Source organism: Paraburkholderia phymatum STM815, assembly GCF_000020045.1.
GTDB classification, from domain to species: Bacteria; Pseudomonadota; Gammaproteobacteria; order Burkholderiales; family Burkholderiaceae; genus Paraburkholderia; species Paraburkholderia phymatum.
In genome coordinates this window covers 1,129,912-1,145,292 of the sequence record NC_010622.1, presented here as the reverse complement: position 1 = coordinate 1,145,292, position 15,381 = coordinate 1,129,912, and the positions used below count along the sequence as shown (strand labels likewise).

The following is a 15,381-nucleotide window of genomic DNA, read 5'->3' as shown; positions in this document are numbered from 1 at the left end:
TCTATCCCGGCTGTCATCCTGGCCCGCTATACTGGTTGACTGCGTCACGGCCGTCCAACGGCCGCGACGCGAACTGCAGACGCCCGCTGACGGGGCACGGAACACGCCGCCGCGCATCCGGCGACCGGACCGCTCAGCCAACTGCGCGACTGCAGATCACCCCCGGCACGCCCGACGTGCGGCCGGCCATTCGTTTCCCTTCGTTAGACGGACGGTTATGACTCTCAACTCGCTCCCCGCCTGGAACTCGCTGCAGACACACTACGGACAGATTCGCGATGCGCGCCTGCGCGACTGGTTTGCACCCGAGAACGATCCCGCGCCGACCCGCGCCGAACGCTTTACGCTCTCCGGCGGCGGTCTCGCAGCCGATTTTTCGAAAAACCGCATCACCGACGACACCCTCAAGCTGCTCGTGCAGCTCGCGCGCGAAGCACAGGTCGAGACACGCCGCGACGCGATGTTCGCGGGCGAAACCGTCAATCCGACGGAAGGCCGCGCGGTCCTGCACACGGCGCTGCGCGCGAGCAACCCGACGTCACCGTTCTACGGCAAGGTGCAGGCCGAGCGCGCAAAAATGGCGGCGTTCGCTGACAAGGTTCGCAGCGGCGAATGGACGGGCTATACGGGCAAGCGCATTCGCCATGTCGTGAACATCGGCATCGGCGGGTCCGATCTCGGTCCGAAGATGGTCGTGCACGCGCTGCAACACCTCGCTACGCCTGAAATTTCTACGCACTTCGTATCAAACGTCGACGGCGCGGACCTCTACCGCGTGCTTCAACAGATCAATCCCGAAGAAACGCTCGCGATCATCGTGTCGAAGACATTCACGACGCTCGAAACGATGACCAATGCGAACTCGCTGCGCGACTGGTTCATCCAGAAAGGTTGCCCGGAGAGCGAGCTGGCGAAGCACTTCGTCGGCGTGTCGGCGAATCCCGCCGAAGTCGTCAAGTTCGGCATCGCTCAGGAGAATGTGTTCGAGATGTGGGACTGGGTTGGCGGGCGTTATTCGCTGTGGTCGGCCGTCGGTCTGTCGATCGTGATCGCCATCGGTCCGAAGCAGTTCGACGAACTGCTAGCGGGCGCGAACGAGATGGACGAGCATTTCCGCAGCGCGCCGCTGGAACGCAACCTGCCCGTGCTGATGGGCATGATCGGCATCTGGTATCGCAACTTCTTCGGCTCGCAGAGCTATCTGGTCGCGCCGTACTCCGAGGCACTCCACTTCCTGCCGTCGTACCTGCAGCAGCTGGAGATGGAAAGCAACGGCAAGCAGGCATGCCTGGACGGCTCGTTCGTCACCTACGACACGTCGGCCGTCACGTGGGGCGAGCCCGGCACGAACGGCCAGCATGCGTTCTTTCAGATGTTGCACCAGGGGCCGACCATCGTCCCGATCGACTTCGTCGCCGTGCTTACGCCCGAGCATCCCCTCGTGTCCCATCATCCGAAGCTACTGGCTAACTGCTTCGCGCAAAGCGAAGCGCTGATGCTCGGCCGCACGCGGGAGGAAGCTGAGAAAGTGGCGGGACGGGACAAGCCCGACCTCGTGCCGCACATCATGTTCCCCGGCAACCGTCCGACCACGACGCTGCTCGTTGACGCCCTCACCGCCCGTTCGCTCGGCGCGCTGATCGCGCTGTACGAACACAAGGTGCTCGTGCAAGGCACGGTCTGGAACATCAACTCGTTCGACCAGTGGGGCGTCGAGCTGGGCAAGATTCTCGGCAAGGTGGTCGAAGCCGATCTGACGGCGGCCACTGTCGATGAAACGAAGCACGACTCGTCCACTTCGGCGTTGATCGCGCGTGCGCGTGCGGCGCTGAAGCGCTGATCCGGCGCATCCGCCCATTCAAGCGCTCGAAACCAAACGGGCCTTCGTCACGAAGGCCCGTTTTTTTCGCCTGCAATGCACGCTTGGATCTGCTCAGATCAGACGCCCTGCTTCAATCGTCACGGTGGTATCGCAGCGGCGCGCCAGCTCGACATCATGCGTCACCAGCACGAGTGTCGCGCCGTTCGCACGATTCATCTCGAACATCAGATCGATAACCGCATGGCCCGTCGCCGCATCGAGGCTGCCTGTCGGCTCGTCGGCGAACAGGATGGCGGGATGCGTGGCGAACGCGCGCGCCAACGCCACGCGTTGCTGTTCGCCGCCCGATAGCAGCTTCGGATAGTGCCGCATGCGCTCCCCCAAGCCAACCTGCGTCAGCAATGTCCGCGCGCGCGCATGAATGTCGCGTGCCGGGAGTCCGCCTTGCAACTCGAGGGGAAGCGTCACGTTCTCGAACGCCGTCAGATGCGGCATCAACTGGAAGGATTGGAACACGAACCCGACTGAACCATTGCGCAACGCGGCGCGGCCGTCCTCGTCGAGCTCCGTCAGTTCGCGGCCGAGCAGACGAACCGACCCGGATGTCGCGCTGTCCAATCCCGCAAGCAAGCCGAGCAGCGTAGACTTGCCCGAGCCCGACGCGCCGACGATTGCCACGCGGCTGCTCGCCTGAATTGACAGGTCAATGTTGTCGAGGATCGTCAGCTCGCCCGTCGCGTCCTTAACCGTCTTGCACAACCCCCGCACTTCGATGACTGGATCGGTTTTCTTTGACATGGTGAAGCGTAGATTGAAAGTACGCGCCATTTCGTTCGTGACAGCGCTGACGGCAGCCTGTTTCCCTATCCTGCTCGCCGCGACTTTCTCGATGCCCGCTCATGCAACGGGCGACACGAGCGCGGGTGCGGCGGCAGCAACCCGAAGCGCGGCAGGCAGTAACGCACAATCGTCGAAGCCGACCATCGTCGTACTTGGCGACAGCCTCTCCGCCGAATACGGCTTGCCCCGGGACACGGGCTGGGTTTCCTTGATGCGCCAGCGACTGTCGAATGCGCAGATCGATTATAACGTTGCGAATGCGAGCATCAGCGGCGACACCACGAGCGGCGGGCGCGCCCGCTTGCCCGCGCTGATGCAACGGCTCAAGCCGGCCATCGTAATCGTCGAGCTCGGCGCCAACGACGCGCTGCGCGGTGTCCCGCTGAGCACGACGGAAGACAACCTGCGCACGATCGTCGAACAGGCCCAGCAAGGACACGCGAAGGTTCTGCTCGTCGGGATGTACGTGCCGCCCAACTACGGGCCCGACTACACGCAGAAGTTCCACGCCCTCTATGGACAACTGTCGAAGCAGTTGCGCGTGCCGCTCGTCCCATTCCTCCTCGCCGGAATCGAAGACAAGCCAGACATGTTCCAGTCTGATCAGATTCATCCGACGCAACGGGCACAGCCCCTGCTACTGGACAACGTGTGGCCGGCGCTGAAGCCGCTGCTCCACACCTCGCCCCAATGAGCGCGTTGCCGAGAAAGAGACGGCGCGCGCGGACAACCGGTTTTCCAAACGATTGGGAAACGTGACCAGGTACGGTCGGTTCAGATAGGTGATTGCATGATCCGACAACCGGCTCTATTTGAGCGATTTCTGGAAGGAGATAACGTGAAATACTTACCGATTATCGCTATGGCTATAACCATTTCTGCTTGCGCAGCGCAACCGCCTGCCGGTGTGCAGTCCGTCGGCACCAGTCAGCAGCCGCCAAAGGTCGTCGGCCAGTGCATTGCCAAGAAGTGGGCTGACAAGACGCAGCAGCAGGTGGTGGCACAGAACACGATGGCGAACGACGCAGCGATGGACGTGTATGTCCCCGGCCAGCAACCGCCGAATGGCGCGGCCGCCATCGTGCGTCCGGCTTATCAGGGCGGCGGCACGTGGGTCGGCTTCCGCGCGGCTGGCGGCGCCGGCAGCGACGCCACGGGCGATATCAGCGCCTGCCTGTAACGCGTTCCTCGCGTTCCTCGCGCTTCTCGGCAGCGAAACAAAAGCCCCGCAACTTGCGGGGCTTTCTGTTGTGGCGGCAATGAAGTCGCAACCAGCGACTTCCGTCGAACGGCTTATTCGCCCGATTGCGGGTTCTCGAGCGAGCCGTAAATCTTTACCTTCGAACGGGCACGCAACGCATCGAGATAGGATTCCGCTTCAGCTTGCGCATTCACCGACGCGATCTGCTGCTGCGCCGACGTCAGACGCTGCGCATCCGTCGGCGCAGGCGGCACGATCGAATTCACGCGGTAGATCGCATAACCATCCGCGCCCAGATCGACACCGACGTAAGCAGGCAGTTTTTGCGCATCGGCCTTGTAAATAGCACCCAATGCAGCAGGCGGTACGCCCTGCGCGTCGTTGCGCGATACCTTTAGCGCGGACGAGAAGCCGTCCGTCGACTTCGACTTGCGCAGATCGGCCAACTTCGCTTCGCCCTCCTTTCGCGCGAGATCGGCTGCCCGCTGGGCGACAACCTTCTGACGCACGGCGTCCCTGACGACCGCCAGCGCGGGTACGGCGGCCGGCTTGTAGTCGGTCACGTGCGCTGCGATCAGCGTGTTGTTGCCCACGTCGATTGCCTGCGTGTTGTTGCGGTCTTTGGCCGAATCGTTCGCGAAAACCGCAGCAAGGAATTTCGCATTGTTCAGCGGGCTATCCGGCGGCAACGCGCTGTTGGCGCGCGGCGTGACCGTCGCGGTCTGGATCTGCAGCTTGTATTTGTCGGCAGCCGGTTGCAGGCTCTTCGCCTGTTCGTAGACCGTCGACGTGAAACCTTCCGAATCGTCGCCGAATGCCTTGGTCGCCAGTTGCGCCTTGAGATCTTTGGCGATCGAGTCTTTCACTTCCTCGAACGGCTTTGTCACCGACGGCCTCACGTCCGTCACCTTCACAATGTGATAGCCAAAGTCCGACTGGATCAGATCGCTGACCTCGTCCTTCTTCATCTTGAACACGGCGTCGTCGAACGCCTTGCCGCCTGCGATCATGCCCGGGCTGAAGTAGCCGAGATCGCCGCCCTTCGACGCCGAACCCGGATCCTGCGAATTCTGCTGCGCAAGTTGCGCGAACTGGTCAGGGTGCGCCTTCACCTGCGCGAGGACTTCTCGCGCCTTCTGTTTCGCCTTTTCCTTGTCGGCTGAGCTTGCATCCTTCGGCGCCACGATCAGGATGTGGCTGGCGCGCACTTCGCCCGGCGTGCGGAAATGCGCGATATTGTCGTCGTAGTACTTCTTCAGCTCGGCGTCGCTGGGATTCGCCGCTGCCGCGAGCGTCGCAGGCGACAGCACCAGATACTGGATAGTCGCCGTTGCCGGCGTCGCGAAGTCGTCGCGATGGGCATCGTAGTAAGCTTGGATCTGCGCATCCGTCGGCTGCACCTTCGACTCGTACTCCTTTGCACGGAACGCGAGACCCTGCACTTCGCGCTGCTGCTCGGCGAGTTCGGTGAGATGCTGGGCGAGCGTCTTCGGCGTGAACGACGTCTGCGTGATGGCAGCCGGCAGCTGTTGCATCGACATGCTGTAGCGCACCTGCTCCTGGTACTGATCGGGCGTGATGCCCTGCATCGCAAGGAGTTCTTTGTATTTGTTCACGTCGATCGAGCCGTCCGGATTCTTCAACGATCCGATCACGGGATCCGCGAGCAACGCGCGACGCAGCGCGTCGTCGGACACCGTCAGGTGCAGGCGCTGCGTTTCGTCGGCCAGCACACGCTGCTGGATCAGACCGTCGAGCATGTCTTTGCGCCGCTCCGGCGTGTCGAACATCTTCGCGTCGAACTGCGCGCCGAGCATCTGACGCGCGCGGTCCATCTGCTGGCGCCATGCGTTGTCGAACTCGCCACGCGTGATCTTGTGCCCATTGACGCTCGCGACGTTTGCGCTCTCGTCAAAGAAACCACGGAAACCCTGGATACCGACGAAACCCAAACCCGGCAAGATGACCAGGATGAGCATGAACATCATCAGACGTTGGTGATTACGGAAGAAATCGAGCATGAGGAGGCAAAAGTCGGATGCCAAAAACGGAACGCCCGATAGTACAACAGCGGGCAATAAAAAAGGCGAACCGGAGTTCGCCTTTCTAGGATACTGGCGGAGTGGACGGGACTCGAACCCGCGACCCCCGGCGTGACAGGCCGGTATTCTAACCGACTGAACTACCACTCCTTTTGCTGCAGATTCTGCAGCACGTCACTTCAATCTGGAACTGGTGGGTGCTGAGAGGCTCGAACTCCCGACCTACGCCTTGTAAGGGCGCCGCTCTACCAACTGAGCTAAGCACCCGCTCCGAGATTGCCGCCGCCTGATTACCTGTCAACTTGCATTGACTCGCTCATCAAGCAGCGAGCCCGTTAGTTTAACGCATCCTTCAGCGCTTTGCCAGGCCTAAATTTAGGAACCTTGGCCGCCTTGATCTTGATTGCTGCGCCCGTGCGCGGATTGCGACCCGTGCGCGCCGTGCGCTTGCCGACGGCGAACGTGCCGAAGCCAACCAGCGTCACCGAACCACCCTTTTTCAACGTGCCTTTGACGCCACCGATCACTGCATCCAATGCGCGCCCTGCTGCCGCTTTCGAAATGTCGGCTTGTTGCGCGATGTGATCGATCAATTCCGTTTTATTCATTCCAAGCCCCCGAGAATGTTGTTGGGCAATCATGAAAGCGCTTAAGCGCCCGGTTATATACGGCGCGGCAGAAGTTGCCGGCCACTCATTAGAATGGTCCGAAACCCTTGTGTCAAGCGGGATTGCGCCCGATTCGAAGGGCTTGGCGGGCGGCCACCCAACACGAAATCCTGCAAACGGTCGATGCAAGCGCAACGAGTTTGCGGGGCGCCGTACGGCATCCTGGATAGCGGTCCAATCTCGCGATTGCATACGTATGCGAGCAAACGTTTGCATCGCGTGAACAAAAAAACCCGCGGGCAAAGCCGCGGGTTTTTGATGGCTACCGACCGAGCGAACTCAGCGATGCGTGCAAGGCGTTTAGTGTTTCACTACGTCGCTTGCGCCAGACTCTTTCGATTCACTGACGGGCGCAGCCGCCTTCGGCTCCTCTTCCGGCAGTGCCGACGGCGCCCTTTCGAGCGCCAGCTCCAGCACCTTGTCGATCCAGCGAACCGGAACGATCTCAATCGCGTTCTTCACGTTGTCCGGAATCTCCGTCAGATCCTTGACGTTTTCCTCCGGAATCAGCACGAGCTTGATGCCGCCGCGATGCGCTGCCAGCAGCTTCTCTTTCAGCCCGCCGATCGGCAACACTTCGCCGCGCAGCGTGATCTCGCCCGTCATCGCGACGTCAGCTCGCACGGGGATGCCCGTGAGCACCGACACCAGCGCCGTCGTCATCGCGATGCCGGCGGACGGGCCGTCCTTCGGTGTCGCTCCTTCCGGCACGTGGATGTGGATGTCCTGCTTCTCGAACGCTTCGTCCTTGATACCGAGACGGCGCGAACGCGAACGCACCACCGAGCGCGCGGCTTCGACGGATTCCTTCATCACGTCGCCAAGCGAACCCGTGCGGATCACATTGCCCTTGCCCGGCATCACGGCCGCTTCGATCGTCAGCAGATCGCCGCCGACTTCCGTCCATGCGAGACCCGTGACCTGACCGGTCTGGTTCTCCTTCGCGGCCAGACCGAAGTCATACTTGCGCACGCCGAGGAACGTGTCGAGGTTGTTGCCGTCGACCGTCACCGCCTTGTCCGCCTTCTTCAACAGAAGCATCTTCACGACCTTGCGGCAGATCTTCGACACTTCACGCTCGAGCGAACGCACACCCGCTTCACGCGTGTAGTAGCGAATGATGTCGCGGATCGCTGCTTCCGTGACCTCGATCTCGCCTTCCTTCAGGCCGTTGTTCTTCTTCTGCTTCGGCAGCAGATAACGTTGCGCGATGCTGACCTTCTCGTCTTCCGTGTAGCCCGACAGACGGATCACTTCCATCCGGTCGAGCAGCGGCGGCGGAATGTTCAGCGAGTTCGACGTCGCGACGAACATCACGTCCGACAGGTCGAAGTCGACTTCGACGTAATGGTCGGCGAACGTGTGGTTCTGTTCCGGATCGAGCACTTCGAGCAGCGCCGATGACGGATCGCCGCGGAAATCCATGCCCATCTTGTCAACTTCGTCGAGCAGGAAGAGTGGATTGCGCACGCCGACCTTGGTCAGGCTCTGCAGGATCTTGCCCGGCATCGAACCGATGTACGTACGACGGTGGCCGCGGATCTCCGCTTCATCACGCACGCCCCCCAGCGCCATGCGCACGAACTTGCGATTCGTTGCGCGTGCAATCGACTGGCCCAGCGACGTCTTACCAACGCCCGGAGGCCCGACGAGGCACAGGATCGGCGCCTTCACCTTGTCCACGCGCTGTTGAACCGCGAGGTACTCGAGAATGCGCTCCTTGACCTTCTCGAGACCGAAATGGTCTTCGTCCAGCACGCGCTCCGCATTCGAGAGGTCGTTGTTGACCTTGCTCTTCTTGCGCCACGGCAGGCCGATCAGCGTGTCGATGTAGTTGCGCACGACCGTCGCTTCCGCCGACATCGGCGACATCAGCTTGAGCTTCTTCAGCTCGGCGTCGGCCTTCTTCTTGGCTTCCTTCGGCATGCGCGCGGCGGCGATGCGTTTCTCGAGTTCTTCGAGATCGGCACCTTCTTCGCCTTCGCCCAGTTCCTTCTGGATCGCCTTGACCTGTTCGTTCAGGTAGTACTCGCGCTGGCTCTTCTCCATCTGACGCTTGACGCGTCCGCGGATGCGTTTTTCAACCTGCAGGATGTCGATCTCGGCTTCGAGTTGCGCGAGCAGATGCTCGAGGCGCTCGATGACCGGGAACATTTCAAGAATCTGCTGCTTCTGGTCGAGCTTGAGCGGCAAATGCGCGGCGATGGTGTCGGCAAGACGACCGGCCTCGTCGATGCCCGACAGCGAGGTCAGGATCTCCGGCGGAATCTTCTTGTTCAGTTTCACGTACTGGTCGAACTGCGAGACGATCGCCCGGCGCAGCGCTTCCGTTTCAGCGCTATCGGCGTGATCGGGCTCGAGCGGCATGACTTCGCACGAGAATTGCGTTTCCTGCTCTTCGATCGACAGCGTCTTCGCACGCTGCAGACCTTCGACCAGCACCTTCACCGTGCCGTCGGGCAGCTTGAGCATCTGCAGGATGTTGGCGATACAGCCAACCTCATACATGTCCTTTTCGGTCGGCTCGTCTTTGGCCGCCGTTTTCTGGGCAACAAGCATGATGTGCTTGCCGCCTTCCATCGCGGCTTCCAACGCTTTGATCGACTTTGGGCGCCCCACGAAGAGCGGGATCACCATGTGAGGGAAAACGACTACGTCGCGCAGCGGGAGCAGCGGAAGTGTGACGCGTTCCGGCGGGAGGAGTTGGGTTCCTGACATTTCATTTCCCCATGAGTGGAATCAGTTTGTTCGATAGTTGAGGCCGCCAAAAAAGATTGCAAGCCTTCGCGTGTGGGAAAAGTTCAGTGACTCCAGAAAAACGGTCCATCCTGTCGACACGATAAACGAAAAAAGCCGTTCACGTCGCCATGAACGGCTTTTTTTCAAAAATCGGGCAGCCGATCAATTCGAACCCGCCACCTTTGGCGCGTCCTCGTAGATCAGTAAAGGCTTTCCGTCGCCATCAATGACATTGTCGTCAATAATGACTTTGCTCACGCCCTTCATTGCCGGCAATTCATACATTACGTCAAGCAATGCCTGTTCCAGGATGGACCGCAAGCCGCGTGCCCCCGTCTTGCGACGGATAGCCTTGCGGGCAATGGCTTGCAGCGCGGCGGGACGAATCTCCAGCTCGACGCGTTCCATGTTGAACAGCTTGTGATACTGCTTGACGAGTGCATTCTTTGGTTCGACCAGAATCTTCATCAACGCGGTTTCGTCCAGCTTGCCGAGCGTCGCCACGACGGGCAAACGTCCGATCAGTTCTGGAATCAGGCCGAATTTGATGAGATCTTCTGGTTCGACTTCGCGCAGCACTTCGCCTGCGTCACGATCCTGCTTGCTCTTGACGCTCGCGCCGAAGCCGATGCCCGTCTTTTCCGTACGATCGACGATCACCTTTTCGAGGCCATCGAACGCACCGCCACAGATGAACAGGATATTGGTCGTATCGACCTGGATGAAATCCTGGTTCGGATGCTTACGACCGCCTTGCGGCGGCACCGACGCCATCGTTCCTTCGACAAGCTTCAGCAGAGCCTGCTGGACGCCCTCGCCCGACACGTCGCGGGTGATCGACGGGTTGTCCGACTTGCGGCTGATCTTGTCGATTTCGTCGATATAGACGATACCGCGCTGCGCCTTGTCGACTTCGTAATTGCAGTTTTGCAGCAGCTTCTGAATGATGTTCTCGACGTCTTCGCCGACATAGCCGGCTTCCGTCAGCGTGGTCGCGTCGGCGATCACGAACGGCACGTTCAGAAGGCGCGCAAGGGTCTGCGCGAGCAGCGTCTTGCCGGAGCCCGTCGGGCCGATCAGCAGGATGTTGCTCTTCGACAACTCGACATCGTCCTTCTTGTCGAGATGTTTCAGACGCTTGTAGTGGTTGTACACCGCGACCGCGAGAATTTTCTTCGCGCGCTCTTGCCCGATCACGTATTGATCGAGAATGTCGCGAATTTCTTGAGGACTCGGCAGATCGGACTTGGACAGGCCCGTTTCCAGACCCGCGCCCGCTGCTTCGTCGCGAATGATTTCGTTGCACAGGTCGATACATTCATCGCAGATGAATACCGACGGGCCAGCAATCAGTTTCTTAACCTCGTGCTGACTTTTGCCGCAGAACGAGCAATACAACAGCTTCTCGCTGTTCGAACCTTTCTTGTCCGCCATAGATGTGTGAGCCTCCGGACACTCGAATGACATGATACGCCGTTTGCCCGCCTCGTTCAGTCCGGGGCGGGACGGATGCGCAAAAGCTGTGACGGCGTTTGCCGCAGGCGTTCAGACGGGTCTTATTATTTCACAAGGTTTTGCGCCGGCGCTCTCCCCCCAATTGGAGGAAAAAGCGCTCCGGATCAGCCATGTTTCAGCGATTGATTACGGCCGCTTGTGCAGAACCTGATCGACGAGACCGTACGCCTGCGCGTCGTCGCCCGACATGAAGTTGTCGCGGTCGGTGTCGCGCTGGATGCGCTCGACGGGTTGACCCGTGTGGTGCGACAGCAACTGGTTCAGGCGCTCCTTCAAGTACAGGATTTCGCGCGCCTGAATTTCGATGTCCGACGCCTGGCCGCGCGCGCCGCCCAGCGGCTGGTGAATCATCACGCGTGCGTTCGGCAGCGCGAAACGCTTGCCCTTCGCGCCTGCTGCCAGCAGGAATGCGCCCATGCTGGCCGCAAGACCCATGCAGAGCGTCGATACGTCTGGCTTGATGAATTGCATCGTGTCGTAGATCGCCATCCCCGCTGACACCGAGCCGCCCGGGCTGTTGATGTAGAAGCTGATGTCCTTGTCCGGATTTTCGCTTTCGAGGAACAGCAACTGCGCAATCACCAGGTTGGCGGTCTGATCATTCACCTCGCCGACCAGAAACACCACGCGCTCCTTTAGCAGGCGCGAGTAGATGTCATACGAACGTTCACCGCGGCCGCTCGTTTCGACCACGATCGGCACGAGGCCGAGCGCTTGCGCTTCGAGATCCCGATCTCGCGACGACTGCGAGGTCAACGTGTCCAGCATTTGAGCGCGAAAGGTCATGCAATGGATCCTTGTCAGGAAATGTTCTGATAATCGGTTCTGGACAAGTGGGTGCAGCCGCTCGCTTCTTCAAGAGCTGCCACGGTCGACACGCGCTGTTTTAGCATGAAGACCGTGCGCAGATGCAAAAACGGCGTGCGGGCCGTCGTTCGGACAGCCGGCACGCCGTTGCAGCGATGCTATTACGCTTGCGCCGTTGCGCTTGCCAGCTCTTCGAAGCTCACTTCCTTGTCCGTCACCTTTGCCTTGCTCAGGACGAAATCGACGACGTTGGATTCAACGACATACGCTTCCATCTCGGCCAGGCGCTGCTGGTTCGAATAATACCAGCGCACGACTTCCTTCGGGTCTTCGTAGCTCTTCGCGAATTCGTCGACTTCCGCGCGGATCTGCTCCGGCTTCGCCTGCAGTTCGTTGGCCTTCACCAGTTCCGCCAGCACCAGGCCCAGCTTGACGCGGCGCTCGGCCTGCTCGGCGAACATTTCTGCGGGGATTGGTGCGTCCTTGGCGTTCGGTACGCCGCGCTGCACCAGATCCTGACGCGCCATTTCGACGAGTCGCTGCTGGTCCTGCTCGATCAGCGCCTTCGGCACGTCGAGTTCCGAGATCTTCAGGAGCGCGTCCATTACCTGGTTCTTCACGACAGCCTGCGTGCGGCGCTTCGCTTCGCGCTCGAGGTTGTCCCTGATTTCATTGCGCATCTTCGTCAGGTCACCGTCTTCGATGCCGAGCGACTTCGCGAATTCAGCGTCGATCTCGGGAAGGTGCGGCCACTCGATCTTCTTCATCGTGATCGCGAACTGCGCGGTCTTGCCGGCGACTTCCTTGCCGTGATAGTCCTCCGGGAAGGCAAGGTCGAACTCCTTCGACTCGCCGACCTTTAGGCCAAGCGCTGCCTTTTCGAATTCCGGCAGCATGCGGCCTTCGCCGAGGACAAACGCGAAGTCGTCTGCGGTGCCGCCCTGGAATGCTTCACCGTCGATCTTGCCGACGAAGTCGACCGTCACGCGATCGCCGTCCTTGGCTGCCGTATCCGCACCGCCGTCGCCGTGCTCGCCCGCTTCGCCGCGAGCGTGGTAGTGCACCCGCTGCTTGCGCAGGATGTCCAGCGTGCGGTCGATTTCCGCGTCGCTGATGGTGGTCTTCGTGCGTTCGATCTCAGCCGTGGCGACGTCGCCCAGCTTCACCTCCGGGTAAACCTCGAATGTCGCGTCGAATGCGTAGTCGCCTTCAACGGCGTCCGCCTTCGGGGCGAAGCTCGGCTGGCCAGCCACGCGCAGGTTCTCCGCGCGGCTGATATCGAAGAATTGCTTGCCAACCTTGTCGCTCAGCACTTCGGCTTCCACCTGACCCGCATACTGCTGCGTCACCATCTTGAGCGGAACCTTGCCCGGGCGGAAGCCCGGCATGCGCACGTTCTTCGCGAGTTGGCGGATACGCGAGTCCACTTCCTTCTGCACGGCGTCCTTCGGCAGGGAAATCGTCACGCGGCGTTCGAGCTTGCCGAGGTTTTCAACAACGTTAGCCATGGCTTCAATCGTCCTAAAATTATTCGAGCGAATCAGTTATCTTGTCTGCGCCGCCTGTCGATGTCCGCTTTGCGTAGCGCGCCCGACGCCGCGTGTTGATACGCTCTTGCGCAAGGTCGCCGCTTCGCTTCGCTCACTGAGGTGTGACATCGATCGCATGCCTCTCTGCGCGGGCTGTGAGGCCGCCGGCGGCACAGTTTGGGTCAGAGAGCCGAATATTTTAGCAAACAATTTGCGCGCCTAGCCGGATTCGCTGTTTCGCGGCTTCTGGCGGCTTGCCGGCCGCGCGATAGACGGTTCGAAATGCTTCCGTGCGCCGCCGGTCGCAGCGCGAACTGTGAACCAAAGTCAATTCTGCCTATACCTTCGGGTATATTCAGTCGCGCGCCGCATGCTGATAAGCTTCACCACATCCCGGCACGCCTGCCCTTCACGGACGGACGTCCCGGCGCTTCAGCATCGCGGCAGCGGTAGCGATGCCTCCTTATACCAATCATCTGAGACACCATGCCGAATACGTCGTCCGCGCCCATCGTCGTCATCGCCCCCGACTCGTTCAAAGGTTCGCTTTCGGCCGAGCAGGTCGCGCAGTCCATCGCGACGGGCATTCTGCGCGCGCGGTCCGACGCCACGATCCGCATTTGCGCGATGGCCGACGGCGGTGAAGGCACGCTCGACGCGATGCTGACCCGCGGCGGCGAACGCCGCATGCTGACCGTGCGCGGTGCGGCCGGCCCCGCCCGCGAGGCCGCGACGGGCTTGCTCGCGGACGGCAGCGCGATCATCGAAACAGCGGAAGTCGTCGGCATCACGGACCCGGTCGGCATGGGCGTTCCCGTCGAAAAACGCGGGACGCGCGGCGTGGGCGAGGCGATCCGCTCGCTGCTCGACGCCGGCGTGCGGCGCTTCTTCGTCGCGCTCGGCGGCAGCAGCACGAACGACGGCGGAGCTGGCCTGCTCGTCGGGCTCGGCCTCAAGCTGTTCGATGCGCAGGGACATGAGCTCGACGCCACGCCTGAACAGCTTGCGCAACTGGCGCGCGTCGACGCATCGGGGCTCGATGCGCGTCTGCGCGAAGCGACATTCGTCGGCATGTCGGATGTCGACAACCCGCTTACCGGCGATCACGGCGCAACCGCAGTCTTCGGGCCGCAGAAGGGCGTGCAGCCGGAACAGGTCGGCGCGATCGATGCCGCCCTCGCCCGCTTCGCCGATCTGGTCGAACCGGCGATGAATCGTGTCGCGCGCAACCAGCCTGGCGCGGGCGCCGCGGGCGGCCTGGGTTTTGCACTGCATCTGCTGGGCGCGGACTTCGAACCGGGTGCCGAAGTCGTCGCGCGCGAGGTCGGTCTGGATGCCGCACTCCAAGGCGCGAACTGGCTGATCACGGGGGAAGGTCGTTCCGACGTACAAACGCTGCACGGCAAGGCGCCCTTCATCGCATGCCGGCATGCGTGCGCGGCGGGCGTGCCGGCCACGCTGCTTTCGGGTGCCGTCGACTCGTCCGCGTTGCCCAAGCTCGCAGAGCACTTCAGCGGATGCTTCTCGCCAGCCCCCGGCCCGATCACGCTCGAAGTGGCGATTCGCGACGCAGCCACGCTGCTTGCAAACGAAGCCGAGCAGATGACGCGACTCAGGTACGGCCCGCGTTGACCGCGCGAGCGGATGCAGCAACAATCACATCGCGGGACTGCATCCACTCACAACAGGAAGACCATGAAGGCCTCCGACAAAGCCGGACTCGAACAGTTTCTGACGTATCGTCTGCACGTGCTGAACAAACTTTCCGAGCGGGGCATCAGCGAACGGTATATGGCCAAGCTGGACGTGACGCTGCCAGAGGCGCGCGTGATTGCATCGGTCGGATCGTTCGGGCCATTCTCGATCATGGATCTCGCGCGCCACGCGAACCTCGACAAAAGTCAGGCGAGCCGCGCAGCCGAGGCGTTGATCAGACAAGGCCTCGTGCAACGCGAAGCGAGCGCGGAAGACGGCCGCGTGGTGCTCGTATCGCTGACCGCGGAAGGCCGGGCGCTCTATCGCAAAGTGATGCCCATCGCGCGCAAGTGGAACATCGATCTGTTCGACTGCCTCGACGATCGCGAGAGGGTCGCGCTCAGCGAGGCGCTCGACAAGGTGATCGAAGCCGCCATCGCGCGCAACGCAGCGTAGTCAGGACAGACGAAGTCCGGGTTGCTCCAGTGTCGGCGCTTGCGCGGCGCCGTTGACTCCCTCGTTG

At 61.4% G+C, this 15,381-nt stretch carries 12 protein-coding genes and 2 tRNA genes; 5 read left to right on the top strand and 9 right to left on the bottom strand.

Annotation, left to right across the window (positions count from 1 at the left end):
• The first annotated feature begins 217 nt into the window (after nt 1-217).
• On the top strand, nt 218-1,840 hold the full coding sequence (gene pgi / locus BPHY_RS05175) for a glucose-6-phosphate isomerase (protein ID WP_012400422.1): 1,623 nt from the start codon (nt 218-220) through the stop codon (nt 1,838-1,840).
• A gap of 93 nt (nt 1,841-1,933) precedes the next feature.
• Here pgi and BPHY_RS05170 read toward each other — a convergent pair whose 3' ends face one another.
• Complete coding sequence (locus BPHY_RS05170) at nt 1,934-2,620, bottom strand: ABC transporter ATP-binding protein (RefSeq protein WP_012400421.1); 687 nt, start codon at nt 2,618-2,620, stop codon at nt 1,934-1,936.
• On the opposite strand from BPHY_RS05170, the gene BPHY_RS05165 reads away from it, so the two are divergent.
• Together BPHY_RS05165 and BPHY_RS05160 are read left to right on the top strand one after the other, a co-directional pair.
• On the top strand, nt 2,619-3,356 hold the full coding sequence (locus BPHY_RS05165) for an arylesterase (protein WP_041763316.1): 738 nt from the start codon (nt 2,619-2,621) through the stop codon (nt 3,354-3,356). The two genes, BPHY_RS05170 and BPHY_RS05165, sit on opposite strands and share 2 nt — an antisense overlap.
• Before the next feature lie 144 nt (nt 3,357-3,500).
• A complete protein-coding gene (locus BPHY_RS05160) occupies nt 3,501-3,842 on the top strand; it encodes a hypothetical protein (RefSeq protein ID WP_012400419.1) in 342 nt (113 codons plus the stop codon).
• Between the two features lie 113 nt (nt 3,843-3,955).
• Here the strand turns inward: BPHY_RS05160 and BPHY_RS05155 are convergent, their stop codons facing one another.
• From BPHY_RS05155 to tig, 8 genes are all read right to left on the bottom strand, one after another.
• Nucleotides 3,956-5,884, bottom strand: coding sequence for a SurA N-terminal domain-containing protein (locus tag BPHY_RS05155; RefSeq protein WP_012400418.1), 1,929 nt, complete (start codon nt 5,882-5,884; stop codon nt 3,956-3,958).
• Between the two features lie 94 nt (nt 5,885-5,978).
• A tRNA-Asp gene (locus tag BPHY_RS05150) sits at nt 5,979-6,055 on the bottom strand.
• A gap of 41 nt (nt 6,056-6,096) precedes the next feature.
• Nucleotides 6,097-6,172 (bottom strand) — tRNA-Val (locus tag BPHY_RS05145).
• Nucleotides 6,173-6,240: 68 nt separating this feature from the next.
• The gene (locus tag BPHY_RS05140) at nt 6,241-6,513 is read right to left on the bottom strand and encodes an HU family DNA-binding protein (RefSeq protein WP_007585907.1); all 273 of its coding nucleotides are present in this window, start codon (nt 6,511-6,513) and stop codon (nt 6,241-6,243) included.
• Between the two features lie 360 nt (nt 6,514-6,873).
• Nucleotides 6,874-9,291, bottom strand: a complete 2,418-nt coding sequence (lon, locus tag BPHY_RS05135; protein ID WP_012400417.1) for an endopeptidase La — start codon at nt 9,289-9,291, stop codon at nt 6,874-6,876.
• Between the two features lie 183 nt (nt 9,292-9,474).
• A complete protein-coding gene (gene clpX, locus BPHY_RS05130) occupies nt 9,475-10,746 on the bottom strand; it encodes an ATP-dependent Clp protease ATP-binding subunit ClpX (protein WP_012400416.1) in 1,272 nt (423 codons plus the stop codon).
• A 207-nt stretch (nt 10,747-10,953) separates the two neighbouring features.
• Nucleotides 10,954-11,613 (bottom strand): ATP-dependent Clp endopeptidase proteolytic subunit ClpP, encoded by a 660-nt coding sequence (gene clpP, locus BPHY_RS05125; RefSeq protein ID WP_007585897.1) that lies wholly within the window; start codon nt 11,611-11,613, stop codon nt 10,954-10,956.
• Nucleotides 11,614-11,795: 182 nt separating this feature from the next.
• Entirely contained in the window at nt 11,796-13,142 is a 1,347-nt protein-coding gene (tig, locus tag BPHY_RS05120) for a trigger factor (protein WP_012400415.1), read from the bottom strand.
• Between the two features lie 507 nt (nt 13,143-13,649).
• Here tig and BPHY_RS05115 point away from each other — a divergent pair.
• Nucleotides 13,650-14,795: a glycerate kinase family protein gene (locus BPHY_RS05115; RefSeq protein WP_012400414.1), complete on the top strand. Its 1,146-nt coding sequence runs from the start codon at nt 13,650-13,652 to the stop codon at nt 14,793-14,795.
• A gap of 63 nt (nt 14,796-14,858) precedes the next feature.
• Nucleotides 14,859-15,314 carry a MarR family winged helix-turn-helix transcriptional regulator gene (locus BPHY_RS05110; RefSeq protein ID WP_012400413.1) on the top strand — a complete coding sequence of 152 codons (456 nt, stop codon included), beginning with the start codon at nt 14,859-14,861 and terminating at the stop codon, nt 15,312-15,314.
• Nucleotides 15,315-15,381 lie beyond the last annotated feature (67 nt).